The sequence below is a fragment of the Xanthomonas sp. LMG 12460 genome (assembly GCF_009192895.1).
In the GTDB taxonomy this organism is placed as follows: Bacteria; Pseudomonadota; Gammaproteobacteria; order Xanthomonadales; family Xanthomonadaceae; genus Xanthomonas_A; species Xanthomonas_A sontii.
Window position 1 is genome coordinate 35,371 of record NZ_NKUH01000015.1, and the last position, 26,336, is coordinate 61,706.

A 26,336-nucleotide genomic window follows, 5' to 3' on the forward strand; every position below is an offset into this window, starting at 1 on the left:
CGGCATGGCGAAGGCGTTCTGGAACTGGCTGGGCCGCGCGCCGCTGGTGGACGAGGTGGATCGGCGCAATGCGCTGGTGATCCAGTTGCTGCTGCTGTTCCTGGCGGTGACCATTCCCGCCACGATCGTGGTGGCGGTGGTGCTGGCCTGGCCGGAGCTGCGCGGGCAGCCGCTGCCGCCGGGCATGCTGATTTCGTTGACCATGAGTCTGCTGATCGGGGTGTGCGCGGCGATCGGCTTCGTGCGCGTGCGCCATGGCGCCCTGCGCGGCGGCGTGCGGCTGCTGCTCGGGGCGATGCTCGGCTCGTTGCTGGTCAACGCCGCCATCCACGGCTTTCAGCGGCAGTTGCCGGATCAACTGGCGCAGATGCTGGTGCTGATCCTGGCCGGGTTGGTGCTGGGGCGCCGTGCGCTGTGGGTCACCTTCGTCGCCTTGCTGCTGATGCTCGGCGTCGGCGTGGGGCGCGATGCCTTGGCCGAACTGGCCGGCGCGCCGGCGCAGGCGCTGTTCAACGTGCTGCCGGTGCTGTTCAGTTACCTGCTGGTGACGCTGCTGCTGGACCGCACCACCGAGGCGCTGCGCGAGAGCCTGCGCGAATCCAACGCGCGCGGCCAGCGCCTGCAGCAGGAGATGCAGGAACGCGAACGCGCACAGACCCAGCTGATCCACGCGCAGAAACGCGAGATCACCGAGCGCATGGCCAGCGGCCTGGCCCACGACTTCAACAACATCCTGGCGGTGATGTCCGGCTTCGCCGCCGCGCGCCACGACGACGACCTGACCAGCGACGCGCAGCGCATCGCGCAGCTGGAGGACAGCCTGGCGGCGGTGGAGGCATCGGCCGAGCGCGGCATGACCATCGTGCGCCGGCTGCTGCGCTTCAGCCGCCGCGACGCCGAGCATGTCGAACGCTTCGACGCCGCGGCCGCGGTGGAGGCCTTGCAGCCGATGCTGCGGCAGTTGCTGGAAGCGCGGATCGTGCTGCGCTGCGCGCTGCCGGCGGCGCCGGCGCCGATCCGTTTCGAGCGCAGCCAGTTCGACCTGATGCTGCTGAACCTGGCCTCCAACAGCCGCGACGCGATCGCCGACCGCGGCCATTTCGACATCGCCGTGTCCAGCGAGGACGAGGGCACCGTCATCGAGGTCGCCGACGACGGCCACGGCATGCCGGCGGAGGTGGCCGCGCAGGTGTTCGAGCCGTTCTACAGCACCAAGCCCGCCGACAGCGGCACCGGCCTGGGCCTGGCGGTGGTGCGCGACCTGGTGGTGCGCGCCGGCGGCCGGATCCAGGTGCACAGCACGGTGGGCGTGGGCACGCGCTTCCGCATCGTGCTGCCGCACGCCGATGCGGTGGCGATGTAGCGCCTGCCCGGAAGGCCTGTGCGCCGCGGCGCCGCGCGCGCGGTGCGCGTCAGCCGGCGGGATCGAAGATGTAGCCCTTGCCGTGCACCGCGGCCAGCGGCAGCGGCTCGCCGCAGCGGCGCTGCACCTTGCTGCGCAGGCGGTGCACCATCGAATCCAGGCGGTGCGCGTCGAAGTCGTACACGCGGTCGGTGAGCGCGGCGATCAAGGCCTCGCGCGCCACCAGCAGGCCCGGTTGCTCGAGCAGACGCAGGCACAGCCGGCGTTCGCTGCCGGTCAGCGCGGCGGCGGCGCCGGACGGCGACAGCAGGCACCAGCCGTCTTCGCTCACCTGCCAGCGCCCGCGCGCCGGCGCCGCAGGCGGGCGCCCGCTCACGCGCCGCGCCAGGCTGTGCAGGGTCGCGGCCAGCAGGTCGATTTCCACCGGCTTGGACAGATAGGCGTCGGCGCCGCCGGTCAGGCCGCGGATGCGGTCCTCGGTCTGGCCCAGGCTGGTCAGCATGACGATGCCCAGGTCCGGGTATTGCAGGCGCAGCGCGCCGGCCAGGGTGAAGCCGTCGGTATCGGGCAGGCCGACATCCAGCACCACGATCTCGGCGCCCTCGCGCTGCACCCGCTGCTGCAGTTCCGCGCCGGTGCCGCAGCCGTCGGCGGCGAAGCCGAAACGGCGCAGGCCCGGCACCAGGATGCGATCGCGCAGTATCGGATCGTCCTCCAGGACCAGAGTGCGCAGGGCGGCGGCAGCGGGATCGGAAGTCATGCGCAGCCGCAGTGTAGCCGCAGCCGGCCGCTTGCGCGCGCCTGAACGGCGCCGCGCGGCGATTACGCGACGCAAACACCGGCGCTGGCAGACTCGCCGCTCCTCCGCACCGGCGCCCACGATGGCCTCGCGAATCGAAGACTACGCCATGCTCGGCAACTGCCGCAGCGCGGCTCTGGTGGACCGTCGCGGCTCGATCGACTGGCTGTGTCTGCCGCGCTTCGATTCCGATGCCTTGTTCGCCGCCCTGCTCGGCGAACCCGACCACGGCCGCTGGGCGATCGCGCCGCAGGGCGACTTCACCAGCACCCGTGCCTACCGCGACGGTAGCCTGGTGCTGGAGACGCGGTTCGAGACCGACACCGGCGCGGTGGCGCTGCTCGATTTCATGGTCGCCAGCCACGACGAGGTGATGCACAACCACGTGGTGCGGATCGTGCGCGGCCTGCACGGCCGGGTGCCGCTGCGCATGCAGCTGCAGCTGCGCTTCAACTACGGCCGTACCATTCCCTGGGTGTCGCAGATCGAGGGCGGCCTGCAGGCGGTGGCCGGGCCGGACCAGATCGCGCTGCGCAGCCCGCAGGCCATGCACGGCCACGGCTTCGCCACCGAAGCCGAGTTCGTGCTGGAGGCCGGCGAAAGCACCTGGTTCGTGCTCAGCCACGGCGCCTCGCACCTGGAGCTGCCGCCGTTGCTAGCGCCGGAGCAGGCGCTGGCGCAGACCGAGGCGTTCTGGCACGGCTGGTCGCACCGCTGCCTGCATGTCGGCCCGTGGACCGAGGCGGTGCGGCGCTCGCTGGTGGTGCTGAAGGGCCTGAGTTACCTGCCCACCGGCGCCATCGTCGCCGCACCGACCACCTCGCTGCCCGAACGTCTGGGCGGCGAGCGCAACTGGGACTACCGCTTCTGCTGGCTGCGCGATGCGGTGTTCACCCTGACCGCATTGCGCGCGGCCGGCTATTTCGCCGAGGCTGCCGCGTTCCATGGCTGGCTGCAGCGCACCGTGGCCGGCTCGCCGGACCAGTTGCAGGCGCTGTACGGCATCGGCGGCGAGCGGCGCATGTCCGAATGGACGGTGGACTGGCTGCCCGGCTACGAGGGCGCCTCGCCGGTGCGCGTGGGCAATGCCGCGGTCGGCCAGTTCCAGCTCGACGTCTATGGCGAGGTGATCGCCGCGTTCCATCGCGGCCACCACGAGGGCATGGCCTCGGCGGTGCATGGCCGCTCGCTGGCGCGGCAGTTGCTGGAGGTGCTGGAGCAGCGCTGGCGCGAGCCGGACGAGGGCATCTGGGAGATCCGTGACAAGCGCCAGCACTTCGTGCATTCCAAGGTGATGGCGTGGCTGGCGTTCGACTGCGGCGCGCGCGACGGCGTCACCGATGCCGACGCGGCGCAACGCGCGCACTGGCGCGCGCTGGCCGACGAGATCCATGCGCAGGTGCTGGCGCAGGGCGTGCACCGCGATGGCTACTTCGTGCAGAGCTACGGCAGCGAACGGCTGGACGCGGCGACCCTGCTGATCCCGCTGGTCGGCTTCCTGCCGCCGGACGACCCGCGCGTGGCCGCCACCGCCGACGCCATCGCCGAACACCTGAGCATCGACGGCCTGGTCGAGCGCTACCGCGCCGACGACGCCAGCGGCGACGGCCTGCCGGCCGGCGAGGGCACCTTCATCGCCTGCAGTTTCTGGCTGGTGGAGAACTACACGCTGCTCGGCCGCGGCGAGCAGGCGCGCGCGCTGTTCGAGCGCCTGCTCGCGCTGTGCAACGACGTCGGCCTGCTGGCCGAGGAGTACGACCCGCGCAGCGGCCGCATGCTCGGCAATTTCCCGCAGGGCTATTCGCACGTGGCCCTGGTCCACGCGGCGCTGCGCCTGCATGGCTTGATCGGCGAACAGGACACCCATCCATGAGCGATGCCTCCCAGACCACTCCTCCCTGCCTGATCGTGGTGTTCGGCGCCCGCGGCGACCTGACCCGGCGCCTGGTGCTGCCGGCGCTGTACAACCTGCGCCACAGCGGTGCGCTGCCCGAGGAATTCGCGGTGATCGGCGTGGACCACGGCGCGGTCAGCGAAGTGGCGTGGCGGCGCATGCTCGGCGATGCGATGCGCGGGCTGATGGCCGACCGCGACGCAGAGTTCAAGGCCGATGGCCTGGACGAGGAGGTGTGGGGCTGGCTGCGTTCGCGCCTGCACTACCTGCGCGGCGACTTCAACGATGCCGGCACCTATCGCAGCCTGGGCACGCTGCTGGAGAAGATCGGCGCGCAGTACCGCACCGGCGGCAACGTGCTGTTCTACCTGGCCACCGCGGCGCGCTTCTTCGCGCCGGTGATCGAACAGCTGGGGTCGGCCGGGCTGGTCAAGCAGGGCGCCAGCAGCGGCTGGCGCCGGGTGATCGTGGAGAAGCCGTTCGGCCACGACCTGCAGAGCGCGCGCGAGCTCAACGCCATCGTCGGCCGCGTGCTGGACGAGGACCAGGTGTTCCGCATCGACCATTTCCTCGGCAAGGAAACGGTGCAGAACATCCTCGCCTTCCGCTTCGCCAACGGCCTGTTCGAGCCGGTGTGGAACCGCGACCGTATCGACCACGTGCAGATCACCGCGGCCGAGACCATCGGCGTGGAGGGCCGCGGCGGCTTCTACGACCCCACCGGCTGCCTGCGCGACATGGTGCCCAACCACCTGTTCCAGTTGCTGGCGATGATCGCGATGGAACCGCCGGCGGCCTTCACCCCGGCGGCGATGCTGCGCCGGCGTGCCGAGGTGATCGAGGCGGTGCGGCCGCTGAGTCCGGCCGACGTGGTCCGCGGCCAGTACGCGGCCGGCGCGATCGGTCGCAACGCCGTGCCGGGCTACCGCGAGGAAGACACGGTGCCGCCGGATTCCAACACCGAGACCTATGTGGCGATGAAGCTGCAGGTCGACACCTGGCGCTGGGCCGGCGTGCCGTTCTACCTGCGCACCGGCAAGCGCCTGCGCGAGCGCACCACCGAGATCGCGATCCGCTTCAAGCCGGCGCCGCTGGCGCCGCTGCGCAGCGCCGAGATCGGCGGCTACGGCCCGGACTGGCTGGTGCTGCACATCCAGCCAGACGAAGGCATCTCGCTGCAGTTCGACGTCAAGCGCCCGGGCGCGCGTGTCAGCCTGGCGCCGGTGCGCATGGACTTCCGCTACCGCGACTGGTTCCCCAAGGAATACACGGTGGGCTACGAGCGCCTGCTGCAGGACTGCATGCACGGCGAGGCCGGGCTGTTCCAGGACGCGACCATGGTCGAGGCGGCCTGGCGCATCGTGCAGCCGATCCTCGACGCGTGGCAAACCTCGGCCGACGAGACCCCGCAGTACCCGGCCGGCAGCGCCGGCCCGGCCGCGGCCGATGCGCTGCTGGCGCTCAACGGCGGCCACACCTGGCGCACCCTGACCGCCGGGCGTCGCCCGCCGCCGCGTCGTCCGCCGGAGTCCACCACCACCAGCGAAACCCGGCCGGTGACGCCGGCGCCGAAGCGTGGTGGGGCCAAGGCGGGCAATGCCTCGGCTTCGGCGAAGCCAGGCAAGTCGACCAAGCGCAAGCCTGCCCCGGCGGCGGTGAAGACGCAGGCGGCCAAGAAGGTCGCGAAGAAAGTCGCGAAGAAAACCGTCAAGCGCGCGACCAGCGGCACCGCAGCGAAGCGTTCGTCACGCAAGGACTGAAGCCATGCCCCGGGCGCCGGCGTGAGCGCCGGTGCTCGGGGAGATGCCTCCATGCCAGCAGGAGCGGCGCAGCGACGGCGGCTGGATCCTGCAGTCGGGGCTGAAGCCCCTCCCACAATGGAAGGACTGGCGGCGTGCGGACACAGCGCGCTTGCCGAGCATTGGCGTTGGCGAGCCGGCATGCCGTGGGAGCCCACCGCCCCTGTCGTCGCAGCCAGCAAAGGCGTCACCGCCACGGACGCTGTCGACCGTCAGTGTGGGAGGGGCTTCAGCCCCGACGCGACCACGCTCGACTACACGCGCACCACGCAGTGGGCACGTGCCTCGGCCAATCGTCGGCGTCCCCATCGCTATCTGTCGCGCGTGACAACGGCGTACCCACCGTGACCGCGGTTGTCGGCAGCGACGAGCGCACATACGCAGCGCATGCCTGGGACACGGTTGGCCGCGCGGCCAAGCCACCCGCATCAACTGCGATGCTGTCCCGCGCCTGTTGCGCCCGTCGCATCCGCCGGCCCCGCCGTCGGATCGTTGACGTCGGCCTCGAACAGCTTGGTCAGGTCGGCGCGCGCCGCACGCGCGGTCTGCACCACCGCCGCATCGTCGTCGTAGACCAGGTGCTGGGCGCGCAGCAGTTGCGTGTCGTGCTCGCGGAAACGGGCGATGCGGTCGCGCGCGGTCGCCGCATCCAGGCCCAGGCCGAGCAGCACCTGCTCGCTCAGTTCCAGGCTGGAGGCGAACACTTCGCGGAACGGCTCCGCACCCAGGTCCATCAGTCGCCAGGCGTGCTGGCGGTTGCGTGCGCGCGCCAGCACCTTGGCGGTGGGGTAGAGCCGGCGGATCAGCCGCGTGGTCTTGATGTTGGTTTCCGGGTCGTCCATCGCCACCACGAAGATGCGGATGCCGTCGCTGCCGGCCGCGCGCAGCAGGTCCGGGCGGCTGGGGTCGCCGTAGTAGAGCTGGTTGCCGAAGCGGCGCAGGTCCTCCACCGTGTCCGGATTGTGTTCCAGCGCCACGAACGGGATGCGCTGCGCAGTCAGCAGGCGCGCCACGATCTGGCCGAAGCGGCCCATGCCGGCGATCAGCACCTGCGCGCGCTGCGCATCCACCGTGTCGTACTGCGCCGCCGGCGGTGGCTGTTTGCCCTTGCCGGCCTCGCTGCCGCCGAGCAGGCGCTGCATGCCGATCAGCAGCAGCGGCGTCAGCGCCATCGACACGCCGACCACCGCGACCAGGCGGTCGTGGGTGGCGTCGTCGAGCAGGCGCACGCGCTGCGCCTCGGTGAACACCACGAAGGCGAACTCGCCGCCCAGCCACAGCAGGCTGCCCAGCAGCAGCGCACTGCGCCAGGGCAGGCGCAGCACGCGGCCGATGCCGGCCAGCAGCGCGAACTTGACCAGCAACAGCGTGGCCACGGCGCCGGCGATCAGCCACGGCTCGGCGACGATGCGGTCCAGGTCGATGCCCATGCCCACGGCGATGAAGAACACGCCCAGCAGCAGGCCCTGGAACGGCTCGATCTGTGCCTCCAGTTCGTGGCGGAACTCCGAATCGGCCAGCAGCACGCCGGCCAGGAACGCTCCCAGGCTGGGGCTGAGCCCGGCCTTCTGCAGGAACCAGGCGTTGCCCAGCACCACCAGCAGCGCGCTGGCGGTGAACACCTCGGGCATGCGCGTGCGCGCCACGGTGCGGAACAGGTGGCGCAGCACGAAGCGCCCGCACAGCACCACCAGCGCCAGCGCGCCCAGCGCCTGGCCCACTTCCGTCCAGGTCAGGGTGTCGTTCTTGGCGCCGCCGAGCAGCGGCACCGCGGCCAGCAGCGGGATCGCGATCAGGTCCTGGAACAGCAGGATGGCGAAGCCGAGCCGGCCGTAGTCGCTGTTGAGCGCCTTGCGCTCGGCCAGCAGTTGCAGGCCCACCGCGGTGGAGGACAGCGCCAGCGCCAGGCCGATCACCAGCGCGCTCTTCCAGTTCAGGCCCATGCACAGCGCCAGCGCGCCCAACGGCAGCGCGGTCAGCGCGACCTGGGCGCTGCCGGCACCGAACACCGCATGTCGCATCACCTTCAAGCGCGCCGGCGACAGTTCCAGGCCGATCAGGAACAGCAGCATCACCACGCCGATCTCGGCGGCGTTGAGGATGCGCTCGGTGTCCTGCACGAAGCCCAGCCCGTCCGGCCCCAGCACCACACCCGCAGCCAGGTAGGCCAGCACCGCGCCCAGGCCCAGGCGCTTGAACACCGGCACCGCGATCACCGCGGCCAGCAGCAGCACGAGCGCCAGTTCCAGGCCGCCGCTATGCACGAGTCGTCTCCATCGCCGCATTATGCGGCCGCCAATGCGACCGGGTGCTGACCCGAGCTGTGCCTGCGGGCTCCGATGGACATGGCGGATCCGCGAAGGATCGGCGGTGGGCAGCCGTCTGGCGCGGTCTTTCTGCGGGGGGGAGGCGGTGCTGCCTGCCCTGCGCACCGGGTGTGCGCCGCCGCCTGGTCTCTGTGGCCTGGTCGGGTCGGGGCTGAAACCCCTCCCACACCGGGAAGTCCAGCGATGGTCCGCGTCGTTCCGGATTCCGCTCAAGCGCGCGTGCGTGCGTAACGGGCCGCCGACCCAAGCTCCCTGTGGGAAGGGCTTCAGCCCCGACGCGCGGATGCCGGAATCTCGCCAGCGCAGCTGTCGCCGGATGCGCGGCATCGCCGTCAACGCCGCAGCGCGCGACCCGGATCATCCCCGCGCCGCGGCCAGCCGTGTACCGTTAGCGCATTCGCTCGCCTCCGCCGCCGCCATGAGCACCTATCACCTGCAGTCCGTGTTCCGCCCCGCTTCGGTCGCCATCGTCGGCGGCAGCCCGCGCGAGCGTTCGGCCGGGCGGGCGGTGGTGCGCAGCCTGCGCGCGGCCGGGTTTCCCGGGCAGATCGGCTGGGTCAGCCCGCGCTACCGCGAGATCGATGGCGTGCCCACGGTGCGCCGCCTCACCGACCTGCCCTGGGTGCCGGACCTGGTGGTGATCACCGCGCCGGCGCGGATGGTGCCGCGCATCGTGTCGATCGCCGCGCGGCGTGGCGTCGCCGCGGCGATCATCCTCACCGCCGGGCTCGGCAGCGGGCCTGGGTCGGCCGCGGCGCGCGTGGAAAGCGCCGCACGGGCGAAGGGCCTGCGCATCCTCGGCCCACATTGCCTGGGCGTGATCGCGCCGCATGCGCGGCTCAACGCCAGCATCGCCGCGCACTGCCCGCAGCCGGGCGACCTGGCGCTGATCTCCGAATCCAGCGCCATCGCCGCGGCGCTGGTGGAATGGGGCGTGGCGCGTGCGGTCGGCTTCTCGGCGGTGGTCTCGCTGGGCGACGCGCTGGACGTGGACTTCGCCGACCTGCTCGACTACTTCGCCACCGACTACCGCACCCGCGCGATCCTGCTCTACGTCGAACACATCCGCGACGCGCGCAAGTTCATGTCCGCCGCGCGCGCCGCCGCCCGCGCCAAACCGGTGGTGGTGGTCAAGTCGGGCCGGCAGCTGCGCATCGACCCGAATGCCGACACCCACGTGCAGGCGCTGGCCAGTTCCGATGCGGTGTACGGTGCCGCATTCGCCCGCGCCGGCCTGCTGCGGGTGCGCGCGCTGGACGAACTGTTCGCCGCGGCGGAGACGCTGGGCCGGCTCAGCACCTTCCCCGGCCGGCGCCTGGCCATCCTCAGCAACGGCGGTGGCGTCGGCCGCCTGGCGGTGGATACGCTGGCCGATCTCGGCGGCACCCTGGCGGCGCTCTCGGCACCCACCCAGCAGCAACTGGACGCGGCGCTGCCGCAGGAATGGTCGCATCGCAATCCAGTGGACATCGTGGTGGACGCCGACGGCGAACGCTACGCCGCCGCCGCCGGTGCGCTGCTGGAGGACCCGGAGAACGACGCGGTGCTGGTGGTCAACGTGCCGACCGCGTTCACCTCCTCCGCCGAGGCGGCGCAGGCGCTGACCCGCATCCTCGGCCAGCGCCCGCGCCATCACCGCGACAAGCCGGTGTTCGCGGTGTGGCTGGGCAACGACGAGAGCGCCACCGCCACGCTCAACGCCGCGCGCATCCCCACCTACGCCACCGAGGCGGACGCGGTGCGCGGCTTCATGCACCTGGTGCGCTACCGCGAGGCGCAGGCGGCACTGATGGAAACGCCGCCGAGCCTGCCCGACGATTTCGCCTTCGACGCCGCCGCCGCGCGCGGCATCGTCGACGCGGCGCTGGCCGCCGGGCAGACCTGGCTGGACCCGCTGGCGACCACGCGATTGCTGGCCGCCTACGGCATCCCCACCGCGCCGGTGGCGCACGCCGCCGATGCCGAGGCCGCGGCGCAGGTGGCCGCGCCGATGCTGGCGCAGGGCTCGGCGGTGGCGGTGAAGATCCATTCGGCCGACATCCCGCACAAGTCCGACGTGGACGGGGTGCGCCTCAACCTGGTCAGCGTGGAGGCGGTGCGCGATGCGGCCGAGGGCATCCTCGCCCGCGCGCGCGCGGCGCGGCCGGACGCGCGCATCGACGGCGTGCTGGTGCAGCCCTCGCTGCTGCGGCCGAAGGCGCGCGAACTGATCGCCGGCATCGCCGACGATCCCACCTTCGGCCCGGTGATCGTGTTCGGCCGCGGCGGCACCGCGGTGGAAGTGATCGACGATAAGGCGCTGGCGCTGCCGCCGCTGGACCTGCGCCTGGCCCACGAACTGATCGGCCGCACGCGCGTCAGCCGCATCCTCAAGGCCTACCGCGACGTGCCGGCGGCCGACGAGCGTGCGGTGGCGATGGTGCTGGTCAAGCTGGCGCAACTGGCCGCCGATCTGCCGGAGATCCGCGAACTGGACATCAATCCGCTGCTGGCCGACCGCGACGGGGTGATCGCGGTCGACGCGCGGGTGGCGGTGGCGCCGTCGCGGCGCCTGCACAAGGGCCGCGGCCATCCGCGCTTCGCGATCTTCCCGTATCCCAAGGAGTGGGAACGGCGCATCGTGCTCAACGACGGCAGCGCCGCGTTCGTGCGCCCGGTGCGGCCGGAGGACGACGCGCTGTTCCGCAGCTTCTTCGCCCGCGTCACCGACGAAGACCTGCGCCTGCGCTTCTTCCAGGCGGTGAAGCATTTCAGTCACGAATTCATCGCGCGCCTGACCCAGCTCGACTACGCGCGCTCGATCGCGCTGGTGGCGATCGAGCCGCGCAGCGGCGACATGCTCGGCGCGGTGCGCCTGCATGCCGACGCCGATTACGACCGCGGCGAATACGGCATCCTGATCCGCTCCGACCTCAAGGGCCACGGCATCGGCTGGCAGTTGATGCGGATCATGATCGAGTACGCCGGCTGGCTTGGCCTCAAGGTGGTCGAAGGCCAGGTGTTGCGCGAGAACCGCACCATGCTGGCGATGTGCCGGCAGCTCGGCTTCAAGGCCACGCCGGATCCCGACGACGCCACGCTGATGGACGTGGTGTTGCCGGTGGCGCAGCACTGAGGACGGCGCCGCGATGTCGACGTTCTCGCCCAGCGAACTGAAGCCGCGCCACGCGATCCTGTCCGGCCTCCCGGGCGCCGCCTCGCTGGAGATCCTGCTGCGCCCGTTCCTGCACGCCGGCGAGATCGTGGACACCGCGATCCGCCTGGACGGCATCGCGCTGCCGTCGCTCAGGCTCGGCGAGCTGGCCGGCCAGCGCTTCGACTTTCCACGCAACCCGCAGGACGGCTACATCGACGGCGCACTTTACCTGGCCGGCGCGCACCACCCGGTCGATGTCGACACGCTGACCTTCAACCTCTCGCGCGACGGGCAACTGACGCTCGTGGCCAAGGGCGTGTATGCGTTCGATGTCGAAGGCCTGGACGACCTGGGCACGGTCCCCTTTACCCTGGCCGCGCGGCTCAGCACGTGCGCGCTGTGAGCGCGGCTGCACGCCGCGGCGCAGTGGCCTTTTGGCATCGCCGCACGTTGCATGAGGCGCTTCACCACCGCACACGTCGACCTGCCTGCGACACTCGACCCTCGGGAGTTCTTCATGTCGTTCAAGCCAGAGCGCTACACCTCGGTCTCGCCGTATCTCATTGTCGATGGCGCGCAGCGGACCATCGCGTTCCTGGTCGCGGTGTTCGACGCCGAACCCTTGCGGCAGATTCCCGGCGAGGGTGGCCTGCTCGCCCACGGCGAGGTGCGCATCGACGACACCGTGGTGATGTTCTGCGATGCGGTCGAGGGCTGGCCGGCGGTGCCGGCGCATGTGCATGTCTACGTGCGCGATGTGGATGCGACCTACCAGCGTGGACTGGCTGCCGGTGCCACGGCGGTGCAGGCGCCGGTGCAGAAGGACGATCCGGACCGGCGTGGCGGCTTTCGCGACGCCGGCGGCACGACCTGGTGGGTCGGCCAGCAGATCGGCTGAGCGAGCGCAGGCGGCAGCACGTCTGACGCCGCTCATTGCTGCGCCTTGCGCCGCACTCGGCACAGGCCGTGCCTGCAGGCGCCATAGGACGGCACGCGGCAGGCACGGCGTTGCGGTGCTTACTCCAGCTCCTGGTTGCTCACCCCGCGCTCGACCGGGTACACGGTCGGCGGCGGCGTTGTGGAGCGCATCAGCTTCAGCGAGGTCTTGCTCTGCTCGCACAGGTTGCCGCCGCTGACGAACACGCCGTCCTGGGTGCACTTCCAGTCGTAGAAGTTGGCGATGCCGCCGGCCAACTGCAGGCTGTAGTCGGTGCTCTTGGCCGCGGCGTCGAACGGCTGTCCGGCCGGGATGTTCTGGAACCAGCGCATCCATTCCTTGGAACCGACCGGCGGCACCTTGTCCGGCGCCTGGAAGGTCGGGTTCATCGGCGAGAGTTGTGGCGATTCGGCGGTCATGTGGCAGCTCATGCAGGAGCTGATCGGATTGTCCACCGGACCGTTGAGGCGGCCGTTCCAGCCCAGGTGGGTCGGCGGCAGTTCCGGCCTGGTGTTGATCGCCGACTGCAGGATGCGCGGATTGATCCGGGTCTGGGTCGGCTGCTTGTTGGTGTAGTCGTCGCCGGTGTTCTGCGGATCGTTGCCGAACATCACGCCCACCGGCACCAGGTTCTGCCAGCCGGGCTTGCCGCTGACCGCGCCGTTGTACTGGAAGGTGCCGAAGATCCAGCCGGTGCCGGGCACGCGGCTGTCGCGCACGGCGAAATCCATCTGGATCAGCGCCACCTGCTTGAACGCGCGGTCGGCGGACTTGAAGCTGTTGGTGACCCAGGCGTTCCACAGCACCGGGTTCTGCAGGAACGGCACCTGGCTCAGGTCCACGTCGGCGAACAGCGCCTTGCACACCACGGTGCCGTCGCGGAAGGTGTTGGGCTTGGTGGTGAAGCTCGGATCCGGGTTCTGCGGATCCTTCCACACCTGGCCGAATGTGTAGGCGCCGACATCGTTGTAGATGCCGACCGCGAAGGTCTGGCCGGTGGTGAGCTGGGTCGGCGCCAGTTGCTTGACCTGGATCTGCGCTTCCTTGGTCAGCCCATGCACGCCTTCGCGTCCGAGCGGGCCGTAGTGCTGCCAGGGCGCGTGGTACCAGCGCCTCACCTTGTTGTTCTGCACGTACCAGTCGCTTTCGACGTTGCCTTCCAGGCAGTAGGCCTTCACGGCATCGGCGTAGCCGCGCCAGGCTTCGAAGTTGTTGCTCAGCGGCTTGGGCAGCTTCTGGAAGAACGCCGGCAACGGGCCGCTGGGCGGTTGCTGCGGATAGTCCTGGCTGAGCTGGAACAGCGGCCCCTTGTACGTAGAGGGCGGCGCGTAGCCGAAATCCGGAAAGCGCCCGGCGGAGGCGGCGCCGCTGGCAAGGGTCAGCACGGTGGCGATGGCGAGAATGCGCGGATGAGGCAGTTGCATGATGGACCTCCGGTCGTGTGCGTCGGTGCGTGCGGGCGATGCCGCGTCCTGTGTCCGGACATCCCCTGGCCCCGGACCGGCCGCACGCCCGCGCTGCTGCGCGGCCGCGGTGAAAGGGTTCCCGTCGCGCCAGGGCCGCGCGCAGGCACGGGCGTACGCATCCGCCTGCGCGCGCAGACGAAGCGAGAGACGCGATGGGAAGTGCAGCATCCACCGCCACCGTGGAGACGCGGCGGCGCTGCTGTGGATGCGTGAAACGGCCTAGCGGACCGAAGACATGTCCATGTCGCTCTCCTGACCCCGTGTGGAAGGCAACTGCGTTGAAGACGGTTGTCGCGTCGAGCGTGGGGGAAACGCGCGGGCCCGGCAGGGCAGCATCGGGGGACGAATGCTGCGGGGGCGGCGCCCTGCGGCGGCCGCGATGCCGGGTTGCGCGTCGATCGCCAACCGCGCGTGGGAGCGGGCGTCGGCGTTGCTCGACGCTTCGGACTCTAGCGAGCGCCGCGCCGCCGGTGGTAGACAGTTGCGACCGCCGGCGTCGCCGCGGCGCGTGGCTGACCGGCCGTCGCGCGACCGCGCCTGCAGCAGGTGGCCGGTCGGCACGCAGGCCACAGCCATGGCATGCTGCACGCGGGGCCGCGCCTGGCGGGAGCAGGCGCGGTGGGGACGGTGGACGCGCCGGGCACGGCGGCGTCCACCGCGGCGATGCACTTTCTTGCGGTGACGCCATGCGCACGCACGGGACCTTGATTCAGTGGAACGAGGAGCGCGGCTGCGGCCGGGTGCGCCTTGCCCATCGTGAGACCGAAGCCGAGGTGCAACGCGCGGCGTTTCCTGCCGACGGCGTTCCCCCGCGGGTGGGCGAACTGATCTCCTTCGACCTGGAGCACGACGCGCAGGGACGGCCGCGGGCCATGCGGGTGATGCGTCCCGGTCGGGCGCCTGCATCGCCCGCGCGTGCGGCACCGCGTCCGCGTCGCGGTCTCTGGCTCGGCGTGCTGATGCTGCTGGCGGTGCTCGCGATCGCGGCCTACGCGGCGCTGCGCTTCGTGGCGGCACCGCAGGCAAGCCCTGCGGCACCCTCGGCGCCGTTGTCGTCAGCGCCCACCGCGCCCACGGCGGCGCCTGCCTTCCACTGCGACGGCCGCACGCACTGCGCGCAGATGACCTCGTGCGACGAAGCGGTGTACTTCCTGCAGCACTGCCCGGGTGTGGAGATGGACGGCAACCACGACGGCGTGCCGTGCGAACGGCAGTGGTGCCGATCTTCGCGTTGAGCGTCTGCAGCCGCGTGGGCAACGCGGGGTCTTGACCGGGCCGTGATCCGCACTCCGTTACGGTCGCCGATTGCCTGCAGGTGACGCATGACCGAGCCACGTCTTTCCTCCGCCAAGACCCGCGCCCTGTCGCTGGGTCTGTTTGCCTTCGTCGCGGTCTTCGCCGCCATCGTCTGGTCGCTGCTGCGCCCGTACGGTTCGGTGTACTTCTTCCCGGTGCATTTCCTGGTCGGGCTGGGCCTGCCGTTCCTGTTCTACGCGCTGGGCGCCAACCGCGCCGCGTTCCTCGCCGGGCTGGGGCTGACCGTGATCGTCCTGGTGCTGTTCAACCTGTGGGGCGACCAGGTCGGTGGGATCGGTCCGCGCGTGTTCGACTGGGCGCATGCCGTGGCCGGGATCCTGGGCATGCTGCTGGCCTACGGCGTGTTCCGCCTGTCCACTCGGGTGCGCCAGCGCCACGTGCGCTGAGCGGTCCTCACTCCGCGTCGTCGCTGCGGGCGAACGGCGCCAGCCGCAGTTTCACCCGGTGCTCCACGCCGGCCGGGCACTGCCCCGGCGCCGGTCCACGGAAATAGCTGCGCTGCCAGCCCTCGCGGCTGGCGTTGGAATCGGGCTGCTCCAGGTCGTGCAGGAACTGGCCACGGCTGCGCATCCACGCCTGGTGCTCGCGCTCCAGCTCCGGCGTCTGCGACAACGGCTGCCAGCGCGGCTGGGTCTCGGCCAGCACCCGTCGCTGCACCGGGAAGAAGTGGCAGAACGGCTCGCCGGCCTCGAACCGGACCCGGCCGGGCCGGGTGAACTGCCAGTTCATGGTGAAGGTGTACGGACTCCAGTCGGTCTCGATCAGCCCGGTGAGCCCGGCGATGCCGTCCTTGGGCCGATTTACCGGCGCGGTGACGTACAGGTCCACGCCGGCCTCGGTGCGGAACAGGCACGGCACGTGGAAGGTGAGCACGCCGTAGCCGAAGTGGCTGACCGCCGGCGCGTGCGTCCCAGGTGCCGGCTGCACGCGCAGGTCGTCGAGCGCGTTGCCGCCGTTCCACTCGGCCTCGAACGCGGTCTGGCACAGCAGTTCCCAGCCATGCGCGTTGGCGATGTCCAGTGGCAAGCAGCGGTAGGCGTAGCGCTCGGCGGTCTGGTCCATCCACGGCCGCTCGCGCGGCGCAGGGCGCACGTCGAGGGTGTGGCCGTCGAGAACGTGGGCGGTGAGTTTCATGGCGCGTGCAGGACGATGGACCAGCGCCGAGTGTGACGCCAAGCCGCGGCCTTGGCGACCGCGGCTTGGCGGTCGGCGACGCTCAGGCCGCTTCGAAGTCCAGCAGCGCCACGCCGTCGCCGACCAGCTCGCCCTCGCGTACGCGAAAGCTCTGCACGGTGCCGTCGGCCGGTGCCTGCAGGGTGTGCTCCATCTTCATCGCCTCCAGCACCAGCAGCGGCGTGCCGCGGCGCACCTGGGTGCCGGGCGCGACCAGCAGGGCGACGATGCGCCCCGGCATCGGCGCGGTCAGGCCGCCGCCTTCCACCGCCGGCTGGTCGGCCTCGGCGACCGGGTCGTGGCGTTCGAACAGGTAGCCGTGGCCGTCGACGAACAGGTGCAGCTGCGTGCCGGCGAACACCGCATCGGCCTGCACCCGCTGTGTGCCGAGAAACGCAGACAGGCGCCCGTCGCGCAACTGGCCGCTCGCCTCGAGCGGCTCCTGCGCCGGCGCGGCGTGGATCCGCCAGCCGCCGGCATGCGCGGTCAGCTGCAGCGTGCGTTGCGTTTCGCCGTGCTGCAGGGTCAGCGCACGCGGCGCTGGCGCGCCCAGCCGCCAGCCGTCGCGCAGATCCCACGGCGAGTGCGGATCGGCAGTCTGCGCCGCCGGCGCGTGCTCGTGCAGTTGCCAGGCCAGCGCCGCCAGGCTCCACAGCGCGTCGGTGGCTGGGACGGGGGTGTCGAACAGCGCCGCGTGCTCGCGCTCGATCAGCGCGGTGTCCAGGTCCGCCTGCGCGAACGCGCTGGTGCCGATCAGGCGCTGCAGGAACGCGGCATTGGTCGACACGCCGACCACCTGGCAGGCGGCCAGCGCCGCCTGCATGCGCCGCAGTGCGCGCTCGCGGGTCACGTCCCAGACGATCAGCTTGGCGATCATCGGATCGTAGTGCGGGCCGATCACATCGCCCTGCTCGACGCCGGCATCGACCCGCGTATGCGTGTCGGCGGCGGGCAGGCGCAGATGCTGCAGCGTGCCGATCGAGGGCAGGAACCCGCGCGCCGGGTCTTCGGCGTACAGCCGCGCTTCCAGCGCATGGCCGTGGATCGCCAGTTCGTGCTGGCGCTGCGGCAGCGGCTGCCCGGCGGCCACGCGCAACTGCCACTCCACCAGGTCGGTGCCGGTGATGCACTCGGTGACCGGATGCTCCACCTGCAGGCGGGTGTTCATTTCCATGAAGTAGAACGCGCCATCGGGCGCGACGATGAACTCCACGGTGCCGGCGCCGACGTAGCCCACCGCACGCGCCGCCTCCACCGCGGCCTGGCCCATCGCGGCACGTCGCGTCGCGTCCATGCCTGGCGCGGGGGCTTCCTCCAGCACCTTCTGGTGGCGGCGTTGCACCGAGCAGTCGCGTTCGAACAGGTAGACCAGTTCGCCGTGCGTGTCGCCGAACACCTGGATCTCGATGTGCCGCGGCCGTAGCACGTACTTCTCCACCAGCACGTGCGCATTGCCGAATGCGGCCTGCGCCTCGCGCTGGCAGGCAGCGAGCGCGGCGGCAAAGTCCTCATCGCGATCGACCCGACGCATGCCCTTGCCGCCGCCACCGGCGCTGGCCTTGATCAGCACCGGGTAGCCGATGGCCGCGGCCTGGGCGCGCAGGAAGTCCGGCTCTTGCTGCTCGCCGTGATAGCCGGGCGTCAGCGGCACCCCGGCGGCCTGCATCAGCGCCTTGGCCGCGCTCTTGTCGCCCATCGCGCGGATCGCCGCCGGCGGCGGTCCGATGAACACCAGCCCGCGCGGGGCGCAGGCTTCGGCGAACTCGGCGTTCTCGGACAGGAAGCCGTACCCGGGATGGATGGCCTGCGCGCCGCTGCGTTGCGCGGCCTCGAGGATGCGCTCGCCGCGCAGGTAGCTCTCGCGCGCCGGCGCGGCGCCGATGTACACGGCCTCGTCGGCCAGGCGCACGTGGCGGGCGTCGCGGTCGGCATCGGAATACACGGCCACGGTGGCGATGCCGAGCTTGCGGCAGGTGGCGATCACCCGGCAGGCGATCTCGCCGCGATTGGCGATGAGGATCTTGTCGAAGGTCGGCAGGTCGGGGGTGGCCATGGTCGTGTGCCTGGAAATGAGGTCAGGGGTGCTGCGGTCGCTGAGCGAGCAGTTGCGCGAAACGCACGCAGTTGTGCGGGATGCTCCGGCCGTTGCCGTTGCCGTTGCCGTTGCCGTTGCTTGGCTCTGGCCTTGGCTGTCGCTTTGGCTTTTGATTTACCGGGTTCCCTTCCGAAGCGGCGGCCATCGCGGGGAAAAACCCGAAGGGCGGCGGACATGGATGTACGCCGTCCGCGGCAGGGGCAGGATGCCCCTTCCGCGGATCCCCGTGATGGACGCGGACCCGGAGCGCGCAGCGCGGAGGGCGCGAAGGCAGGGCGCGCTTTCTTTTGGTTACCTTTTCTTTGCGCGAGCAAAGAAAAGTAACTCGCCCGCAAGGGCGAAAGCCTTTAAAGCTTTTGCTGTCGCTACTGCTGTTGATTGAAGCTTCTTCGTCGGACGAGAAGATCTGTAGGAGCGGCTTCAGCCGCGACAGCGAGAGTCTGTTCTGTCTGTCGCGGCTGAAGCCGCTCCTACGATTCAGCGGCCGCCACCCTGGCAGCAAGTGCGAGAGCAAAGCTTTCGCCTGGCGGCGAGTCACTTTTCTTTGCTTGTGCAAAGAAAAGTAACCAAAAGAAAGCACACCCCGCAGCGCGCCCTCCGCGCTGCGCGCTCCGGGTTCGCAGCCACGACGGGGATTCGCGGAAGGGGCATCCTGCCCCTGCCGCGAACGGCGCACATCCATGTGCGCCGCCCTTCGGGTTTTTCCCCGCCGCGGCTGCCGCGCCGAGGGGACCCGGTAAGTCAAAGGCAGAGCAAGAGCAAATGCAGGAGCAAGAGCAGCAGCAAAAGCGGAGGCCGTCGCAGCGAGCGCGTCCGCGGAGCCGGTCGTGGCGTCCACCGCCGGACACACTGCTGCCGGCATCGCCAGCGACCACCTGCGTGACCACCGCCGATCCCCGCGCGAACGCGCCTTCCACCCCGAGCGCATGCGCCCGCTCACATCCGGAACACCCCGAACCGGCTCGGCTCCGCCGGCGCATTCAACGCCGCCGACAAGCCCAGCCCCAATACCCGCCGCGTCTGCGCCGGATCGATCACCCCGTCGTCCCACAACCGCGCACTGGCGTAGTACGGATGGCCCTGGCGCTCGAACTGCTCGCGGATCGGCGCCTTGAACGCCGTCTCCTCGGCGTCCGACCACTGCCCGCCCTTGGCCGCGATGCCGTCGCGGCGCACCGTCGCCAGCACGCTCGCCGCCTGCTCGCCGCCCATCACCCCGATGCGCGCGTTCGGCCACATCCACAGGAAGTTCGGCGAGTACGCGCGGCCGCACATGCCGTAGTTGCCGGCGCCGAACGAACCGCCGATCACCACCGTGAACTTGGGCACCTTGGCGCAGGCCACCGCCATCACCAGCTTGGCGCCGTCCTTGGCGATGCCGCCGTGCTCGTACTTGCGGCCGACCATGAAGCCGGTGATGTTCTGCAGGAACACCAGCGGGATGCCGCGCTGCGCGCACAGTTCGATGAAGTGCGCGCCCTTCAGCGCCGACTCGGAGAACAGGATGCCGTTGTTGGCGACGATGCCCACCGGATAGCCGTGGATGTGCGCGAAGCCGGTGACCAACGTGGTGCCGTAGCGCGCCTTGAATTCGTCCAGGCGCGAGCCGTCCACCACCCGCGCGATCACCTCGCGCACGTCGAACGGCTTGCGTGGGTCGGCCGGGATCACCCCGTACAGCTCCTCGGCCGGATACAGCGGCGGCTCCGGCGTGCGCAGCGCCAACGCTGGGGGCGGCTTGCGCCAGTTGAGCTGGGCGACGATCGCGCGCACCCGCGCCAGCGCCTGCAGGTCGTTGTCGGCGAAGTGGTCGGCCACGCCGGAGATGCGCGTGTGCACGTCGGCACCGCCGAGGTCCTCGGCGCTGACGTCCTCGCCGGTGGCGGCCTTCACCAGCGGCGGGCCGCCGAGGAAGATGGTGCCCTGTTCGCGCACGATCACCGTCTCGTCGCTCATCGCCGGCACGTAGGCGCCGCCGGCGGTGCACGAGCCCATCACGCAGGCGATCTGGGCGATGCCCTGCGCCGACAGGTTGGCCTGGTTGTAGAAGATCCGGCCGAAGTGGTCGCGGTCGGGAAACACCTCGTCCTGCAGCGGCAGGAACGCGCCGCCGGAATCGACCAGGTAGATGCACGGCAACCGGTTCTGCTGGGCGATCTCCTGCGCGCGCAGGTGTTTCTTCACCGTGATCGGGTAGTAGGTGCCGCCCTTGACCGTGGCGTCGTTGGCGACGATCACGCATTCCACGCCGGAGACGCGGCCGATGCCGGCAACCACGCCGGCGCACGGCACCTCGTCGTCGTACAGGCCTAGTGCGGCCAGCGGCGCGATCTCCAGGAACGCGCTGCCCGGGTCGAGCAGGGCGTCGATGCGCTCGCGCACCAGCAGCTTGCCGCGGGCCTGGTGCTTGGCGCGGGCGGCTTCGCTGCCGCCCAGGGCGATGCGCGCCTGGGTGGCGTGCAGGTCGTCGACCACCGCGCGCAGCGCGGCGGCATTGGCGGCGAAGGCGTCGCTGCCGGGTTGCAACTGGGTCTGGATCGCGCTCATGGCAGAACCGTGGAAAGAAGGAAAGGGCAGGCGGCCGATGTGGGAGGGGCTCTTGTCCCCTTTTGCGGGATCAGCCCCGACGCGCTGATGTCGAAACGGCCTTTCGGCCGATTTCTCTTTCGCAGCGCATCACTTGGTCCGCTCGAACAACTCGCGGCCGATCAGCATGCGGCGGATCTCCGAGGTGCCCGCGCCGATCTCGTAGAGCTTGGCGTCGCGCCACAGGCGCCCGGTCGGATAGTCGTTGATGTAGCCGTTGCCGCCCAGCACCTGGATCGCCTGGCCGGTCAGCCAGGTGGCCTTCTCGGCGGCGTAGAGGATCGCGCCGGCGGCGTCCTGGCGGGTGGTGCGGCCGGCGTCGCAGGCGCGCGCCACCGCATACACGTAGGCACGGCAGGCGTTGAGGCCCACGTACATGTCGGCCAGCTTGCCCTGCATCAGCTGGAAGCTGCCGATCGGCTCGCCGAACTGGCGGCGCTCGTGCACGTAGGGCAGCACCACGTCCAGCGCCGCGGCCATCAGCCCCAGCGGCCCGCCGGACAGCACCACGCGCTCGTAGTCCAGGCCGGACATCAGCACGCGCACGCCGCCGCCGACCTCGCCCAGCACGTTCTCCGCCGGCACCTCGCAATCCTGGAACACCAGTTCGCAGGTGTTGGAGCCGCGCATGCCGAGCTTGTCCAGCTTCTGCGCGGTGCTGAAGCCGGGCATGCCCTTCTCGACCACGAATGCGGTGATGCCGCGCGCGCCGCCGCTCGGGTCGGTCTTGGCGTAGACCACCAGCACGTCGGCGTCGGGGCCGTTGGTGATCCACATCTTGTTGCCGTTGAGCACGTAGCGGTCGCCGCGCGCCTCGGCGCGCAGCTTCATCGACACCACGTCCGAGCCGGCGCCGGGTTCGCTCATCGCCAGCGCGCCGACGTGCTCGCCGCTGCACAGCTTCGGCAGGTAGCGCGCCTTCTGCGCCGGGCTGGCGTTCTTGCGCAACTGGTTCACGCACAGGTTCGAATGCGCGCCGTAGGACAGGCCGATCGCGCCGCAGGCGCGCGAGATCTCCTCCATCGCCACCACGTGCGCCAGATAGCCCATCGCGCTGCCGCCGTACTCCTCCTCCACGGTGAGGCCGAGCAGCCCTTGTTCGCCGAGCTTGCGCCACAGCGGCGCGGGAAAGGCGTTGTCGCGGTCGGCCTGCTCGGCCAGCGGCGCGATCTCGCGCGCGGCGAAGGCGGCGACGCTGTCGCGCAGCAGGTCGACCTCCTCGCCCAACTCGAAATTCAACGACGGCATCAGCATGGCGGCAACTCCGGGAATGGCGGGTGGCTGGCGGCGCCTAGAATCGGACCCGCGCCGGGCAAGAGCGCCCAGCGTAGCCGGGAACGGCAAAGAAGTGAACAGAAATTCATTAATTGAACTTAGAATCACGCCATGGCCTACAAACGCTCCGCCCTGATGGAAGAACGCCTCGCCGGCAACCGCCAGCGGATCCTGCTGGCGGCGCGCCGGCTGATCGCCGCCGACGGCTTCCGCGGCGCCCCGGTGACCGCGGTGGCGGCCGAGGCCGGGGTCTCCACCGGGCTGATCTACCGGCATTTCCCGTCCAAGGCCGAACTGTTCGTGGAGGTGCTGACCGCCGCCGTGGAGCACGAGCTGACCATCCTGCGCGCCATCGCCGCCGCACCGGCGCCGGCCGCGCAGCGCCTGCGCGACGCCATCGCCTCGTTCGTGCGCCGCGCCCTGGCCGGCCCCGGGCTGGCCTATGCCTTCATCGCCGAGCCGGTGGAGCCGGAGGTGGACGCCGAGCGCATCCGCTGCCGGCGCCTGCTCGGCGACGTGTTCAAGGGCATCCTGGCCGAGGGCGTGGCCGCGGGTGAGTTCCCCGCGCAGGACCTGGAGGCGGCCGCGGCGTGCCTGGTCGGCGCCTACACCGAGGCCCTGGTCGGCCCGACCGCGCCCAGCCGCGACGGCCCGCGCGACAGCGAGCGCCTGGTCGAGGCGGTCTGCGGGTTCTGCCTGCGCGCGGTGGGCAGCGCCTGAGCGCGACCGGGCGCGCCGCCTGCGCCGAACTGCTGCGATGCAGCACGCATCGCCGCGATTCCGTGTGCTCCCGGCGTGCCGCGCGGCGCAAACGCTGGCTATACTCGGTCGCGTAGCGGTGGTCCGGATTACCACGTGCCAAAGGGGTGTGATGTGCGGAATTACGACCTCGAATTTCTCAAGCGCTTCTCGATGGTGATCGGCCTGCTGGTGCTGATCACCCTCGGCCTGATCGTGTTCGCGCATTACCTGCAGCGGGCTATCCCGCCGGAGGTGTCGCCGGTGGCGCTCAAGCGCACCGAGGAGCGCATCGCCCCGGTCGGCGCGGTCTACGCCGGCAGCACCGGTGCCGCGGCGCAAGCGGCGGCACAGGCGGCGGCGCTGGCCAAGGCCTCGGCGCAGGCGGCCTACGGCGGCACCACCGACGGCAAGACCATCTTCAACAACCTGTGCACCGCTTGCCACACCACCGGCGTGGGCAAGGCGCCGACGCTGGACCACGCGCACTGGGACAAGCGCATCGCGCAGGGCAAGGAGACGCTCTACAAGCACGCCATCGAGGGCTACACCGGCCCCGACGGCGGCATCATGCCGCCCAAGGGCGGCAATCCCGGGCTGACCGAGGAGCAGATCCACGCCACCGTGGACTGGATGCTGGCCAACCTGAAGTAACCTTGCGCCTCCCGCACGCCACTGCGCCGCCTTCGGGCGGCGCATTCGTTTCCGCGCCCGTCGCGTGCCGGCGCAAACAAGGAGAGTGATCGCATGCGCATGCCGCCGCCATCGTTGTTGTCGTTGCTGCTGCTGGTCGCAGCCCCCGCCGCGCAGGCGCTGACGCCGCCGACGCTGCTGCCGATCGGGCAGTTGCGCCCGGGGCCGCAGGTGCAGGGCGTGGTGTTCGAGGGCGTGGTCACCGCGCGGGTGGAGGCCGGCGGCAGCGGCTACCTGGTGCAGGACGCCGGCGACGACGATCCGCTGACCGCCGACGCGCTGCTGGTGCGCGGCGATGCCGAGCGCAGCCTGGCACCGGGCGATCGCGTGCGGGTGTGGGGCGAGCTGGCGCCGCAGGCCGCCGCGTCGGCCAAGGCCGGCACGGCTTTCGTCGGGCGCAGCGTGCTGGAGCAGGGGCATACCGTGCTGGCACGGGCGCAGCCCTTGCCGCTGCAGGTGCTCGACGCGGCGCCGGCCGACTGGTCGGCGCTGGCCGGCATGCGCGTGCGCATCGCCGCGCCGCTGACCGTGGTCGACAACGATGCGCTGGGCAAGACCGGCGAACTGGGCGTGGCCTTCGGCGGACGCCTGTGGCAGCCCAGCGAAGTGGCCGCGCCCGGCAGCGCCGAGCAGGCGGCGGTGGTGGCCGACAACGCGCGGCGCGGGCTGCGCCTGGGCACGCTCGGTGCGCCGACGCCGACGCCGACGCCGACATCGACGCCGACATCGACATCGACATCGACATCGACATCGACATCGGCATCGGCAACGGCAACGGCAACGGCAACGGCAACGGCAAAACTTCCGGACTATCTGGGGAGTGCCGCTGCACCGCCGCGCGCGGGCAGCACGGTCCAGGACGTGGAGGGCATCGTCGGCGGGGTGATCGATGGCGTGGCGCGGCTGTACCCGACCGCCGCGTTGCAGCTGACGCCGCCGCCGGAACCGGCGCCGCCGCAGGTCGACGGCACCTTGCGCATCGCCGCCTTCAACCTGGAGAACTTCTTCAACGGCGACGGCCGCGGCGGCGGTTTCCCGACTCTGCGCGGCGCGCGCACGGCGGCCGAGTTCCAGGCGCAGCTGCGCAAGCTGGTGGCGACGATCCGCCCGCTGCAGGCCGACGTCGCCGCACTGATGGAACTGGAGAACGACGGCTACGGCCCGACCTCGGCGATCGCCAGCCTGGTCGACGCGCTCAATGTCGGCGGCGGCGACTGGCGCTTCGTCGACGCCGGGCGCGGCCCCGGCGACAACCCGATCCGGGTTGGGCTGATCTACCGCGCCTCGCGGGTGAGCCCGGTCGGCAAGCCGGCGATGCTGGAAGGCGGCCCGTTCGCCGAGCACAGCCGGGTGCCGCTGGCCCAGGCGTTCCGTCACGGCAACGGCGCGCCGTTCGTGGTGGTGGCCAACCACTTCAAGTCGAAGGGTTGCGGCGAAGCCGGTGGCGCCGATGCCGACCGCGGCGACGGCCAGGGCTGCTGGAACGCGACCCGCACCGAGTCGGCGCGCCGCGTCGATGCGTGGCTGCGCAGCGATCCCACCGGCACCGGCAGCACGTCCAGCGTGCTGCTCGGTGATTTCAACGCCTATGCGATGGAAGATCCGCTGCGCCTGCTGCGCGACGCCGGCTGGCGCGACGCGCTGCAGGAGGCGCATGTCGCGCAGCCCTACAGCTTCGTCTATCGCGGTCTCAGCGGCCGGCTGGATCATGCCTTGCTGAGTCCGACCCTGGCGGCTCGGTTGCGCGGCGCCGCCGAATGGCACGTCAACGCCGATCTGCCCGACAGCGACGGTTACCGCGAGCGCGATCTGCCCGGCCCGTGGCGCAGTTCCGATCACGATCCGTTGCTGCTGGGGTTTGATCTGTAGGCTGGGAGTGGGGAACTGGGAATGGGGAATCGGAAAAGCCGATTGTCGGCCTTCCTTTCCCCGTCCTTGATGTGTGGGACATTCCTGCTGGAGGCTCACGTCCTTCGCGAGGCGCACGACCGCCTGTTGTGAGTAGATGTGCTGTGTTTCAGGCCGGTCGCAGTGAGTGTCCGGTCTTACGCTTCACTGCTATCTCTTGAACGTTGCTTCTGTCCATTGTGCGCTGGTCGCACATGTGGCTTGGTGCTGGCCGAAGCTGTGAGATGGGGGTGTTCTCGCGCTAAGAAAGGCGACAGCCTTGTTGCTGTTGCTGTTGCTGTTGCTGTTGCTGTTGCTGTTGCTTTGGCATTTGCCGTTGTTTCTGCTGTTGCCGTTGCTTTGGCTTTTGACTTACCGGGTTCCCTTCCGCAGCGGCGGATGGACCGGGGAAACACCCGAAGGGCGGCGCACATGGATGTGCGCCGTTCGCGGCAGGGGCAGGATGCCCCTTCCGCGAATCCCCGGTGCATCCGCGGACCCGGAGCGCGCAGCGCGGAGGGCGCAAGGCAGGGCGCGCTTTCTTTTGGTTACCTTTTCTTTGCGCGAGCAAAGAAAAGTAACTCGCCCGAAAGGGCGAAAGCCTTTGCTGTTGCTTCAATCTTGAGTGTCAAACGAGAAGATCTGTAGGAGCGGCGTCAGCCGCGACAAACGTAATTGATCATGGCTGTCGCGGCGTAAGCCGCTTGTGTCAAATAAGGGTCTATCGTTGTAGGTGAGAGCGGAGTGCGGCAGGCCGTTTAGCCGCAGTGCCAGCAAGCACGAGTAGGAGTCAGCGCCGCCGCACTCCGGTTCTCCTGCCTGACAAGCCCGAACAGTTGCCCGAGTGCACA

19 protein-coding genes are annotated in these 26,336 nt (G+C 70.6%); 12 read left to right on the forward strand and 7 right to left on the reverse strand.

Going from position 1 to position 26,336, the window contains the following annotated elements; translation table 11 throughout:
- The first annotated feature begins 4 nt into the window (after window positions 1-4).
- Entirely contained in the window at window positions 5-1,363 is a 1,359-nt protein-coding gene (locus CEK66_RS03155) for a HAMP domain-containing sensor histidine kinase (RefSeq protein WP_152235925.1), read from the forward strand.
- Between the two features lie 49 nt (window positions 1,364-1,412).
- Here CEK66_RS03155 and CEK66_RS03160 read toward each other — a convergent pair whose 3' ends face one another.
- On the reverse strand, window positions 1,413-2,123 hold the full coding sequence (locus CEK66_RS03160; protein ID WP_017908633.1) for a response regulator transcription factor: 711 nt from the start codon (window positions 2,121-2,123) through the stop codon (window positions 1,413-1,415).
- A 121-nt stretch (window positions 2,124-2,244) separates the two neighbouring features.
- On the opposite strand from CEK66_RS03160, the gene CEK66_RS03165 reads away from it, so the two are divergent.
- Window positions 2,245-4,035, forward strand: coding sequence for a glycoside hydrolase family 15 protein (locus CEK66_RS03165; protein ID WP_193312556.1), 1,791 nt, complete (start codon window positions 2,245-2,247; stop codon window positions 4,033-4,035).
- Window positions 4,032-5,816, forward strand: a complete 1,785-nt coding sequence (gene zwf, locus CEK66_RS03170; RefSeq protein ID WP_193312557.1) for a glucose-6-phosphate dehydrogenase — start codon at window positions 4,032-4,034, stop codon at window positions 5,814-5,816. The genes CEK66_RS03165 and zwf overlap by 4 nt, the downstream gene beginning before the upstream one ends.
- Before the next feature lie 467 nt (window positions 5,817-6,283).
- Here zwf and CEK66_RS03175 read toward each other — a convergent pair whose 3' ends face one another.
- Window positions 6,284-8,119, reverse strand: a complete 1,836-nt coding sequence (locus tag CEK66_RS03175) for a monovalent cation:proton antiporter-2 (CPA2) family protein (protein WP_043093693.1) — start codon at window positions 8,117-8,119, stop codon at window positions 6,284-6,286.
- Between the two features lie 481 nt (window positions 8,120-8,600).
- Here CEK66_RS03175 and CEK66_RS03180 point away from each other — a divergent pair, with 481 nt between their 5' ends.
- From CEK66_RS03180 to CEK66_RS03190, 3 genes are all read left to right on the forward strand, one after another.
- Window positions 8,601-11,297 (forward strand): bifunctional acetate--CoA ligase family protein/GNAT family N-acetyltransferase, encoded by a 2,697-nt coding sequence (locus CEK66_RS03180; protein WP_152235927.1) that lies wholly within the window; start codon window positions 8,601-8,603, stop codon window positions 11,295-11,297.
- Window positions 11,298-11,310: 13 nt separating this feature from the next.
- Entirely contained in the window at window positions 11,311-11,721 is a 411-nt protein-coding gene (locus tag CEK66_RS03185; protein ID WP_152235928.1) for a hypothetical protein, read from the forward strand.
- Between the two features lie 114 nt (window positions 11,722-11,835).
- Window positions 11,836-12,216, forward strand: a complete 381-nt coding sequence (locus CEK66_RS03190) for a VOC family protein (protein ID WP_152235929.1) — start codon at window positions 11,836-11,838, stop codon at window positions 12,214-12,216.
- A gap of 119 nt (window positions 12,217-12,335) precedes the next feature.
- Here the strand turns inward: CEK66_RS03190 and CEK66_RS03195 are convergent, their stop codons facing one another.
- Complete coding sequence (locus CEK66_RS03195) at window positions 12,336-13,679, reverse strand: hypothetical protein (protein ID WP_152235930.1); 1,344 nt, start codon at window positions 13,677-13,679, stop codon at window positions 12,336-12,338.
- Window positions 13,680-14,407: 728 nt separating this feature from the next.
- Between CEK66_RS03195 and CEK66_RS03200 the strand changes: the two genes are divergently transcribed.
- Both CEK66_RS03200 and CEK66_RS03205 read left to right on the forward strand, forming a co-directional pair.
- Window positions 14,408-14,956, forward strand: coding sequence for an excalibur calcium-binding domain-containing protein (locus CEK66_RS03200; protein WP_152235931.1), 549 nt, complete (start codon window positions 14,408-14,410; stop codon window positions 14,954-14,956).
- 87 nt (window positions 14,957-15,043) lie between these two features.
- The gene (locus CEK66_RS03205) at window positions 15,044-15,424 is read left to right on the forward strand and encodes a hypothetical protein (RefSeq protein ID WP_152235932.1); all 381 of its coding nucleotides are present in this window, start codon (window positions 15,044-15,046) and stop codon (window positions 15,422-15,424) included.
- A gap of 7 nt (window positions 15,425-15,431) precedes the next feature.
- On the opposite strand, the gene CEK66_RS03210 is transcribed toward CEK66_RS03205, so the two are convergent.
- The 4 genes from CEK66_RS03210 to CEK66_RS03235 all read right to left on the reverse strand — a co-directional run bounded on the left by CEK66_RS03210 (window position 15,432) and on the right by CEK66_RS03235 (window position 22,146).
- On the reverse strand, window positions 15,432-16,172 hold the full coding sequence (locus CEK66_RS03210; protein ID WP_152235933.1) for a DUF6065 family protein: 741 nt from the start codon (window positions 16,170-16,172) through the stop codon (window positions 15,432-15,434).
- A gap of 82 nt (window positions 16,173-16,254) precedes the next feature.
- A complete protein-coding gene (locus CEK66_RS03215) occupies window positions 16,255-18,264 on the reverse strand; it encodes an acetyl/propionyl/methylcrotonyl-CoA carboxylase subunit alpha (RefSeq protein WP_152235934.1) in 2,010 nt (669 codons plus the stop codon).
- A 978-nt stretch (window positions 18,265-19,242) separates the two neighbouring features.
- On the reverse strand, window positions 19,243-20,853 hold the full coding sequence (locus tag CEK66_RS03230) for a carboxyl transferase domain-containing protein (protein ID WP_152235935.1): 1,611 nt from the start codon (window positions 20,851-20,853) through the stop codon (window positions 19,243-19,245).
- 129 nt (window positions 20,854-20,982) lie between these two features.
- Complete coding sequence (locus tag CEK66_RS03235; protein ID WP_010341368.1) at window positions 20,983-22,146, reverse strand: isovaleryl-CoA dehydrogenase; 1,164 nt, start codon at window positions 22,144-22,146, stop codon at window positions 20,983-20,985.
- A gap of 132 nt (window positions 22,147-22,278) precedes the next feature.
- On the opposite strand from CEK66_RS03235, the gene CEK66_RS03240 reads away from it, so the two are divergent.
- The 4 genes from CEK66_RS03240 to CEK66_RS03255 all read left to right on the forward strand — a co-directional run bounded on the left by CEK66_RS03240 (window position 22,279) and on the right by CEK66_RS03255 (window position 26,133).
- Entirely contained in the window at window positions 22,279-22,887 is a 609-nt protein-coding gene (locus tag CEK66_RS03240; RefSeq protein ID WP_148829676.1) for a TetR/AcrR family transcriptional regulator, read from the forward strand.
- 153 nt (window positions 22,888-23,040) lie between these two features.
- Window positions 23,041-23,559, forward strand: a complete 519-nt coding sequence (locus CEK66_RS03245) for a c-type cytochrome (RefSeq protein WP_017915253.1) — start codon at window positions 23,041-23,043, stop codon at window positions 23,557-23,559.
- A 93-nt stretch (window positions 23,560-23,652) separates the two neighbouring features.
- Entirely contained in the window at window positions 23,653-25,467 is a 1,815-nt protein-coding gene (locus tag CEK66_RS03250) for an ExeM/NucH family extracellular endonuclease (RefSeq protein ID WP_152235936.1), read from the forward strand.
- 240 nt (window positions 25,468-25,707) lie between these two features.
- Window positions 25,708-26,133: a hypothetical protein gene (locus CEK66_RS03255; protein WP_193312558.1), complete on the forward strand. Its 426-nt coding sequence runs from the start codon at window positions 25,708-25,710 to the stop codon at window positions 26,131-26,133.
- Window positions 26,134-26,336 lie beyond the last annotated feature (203 nt).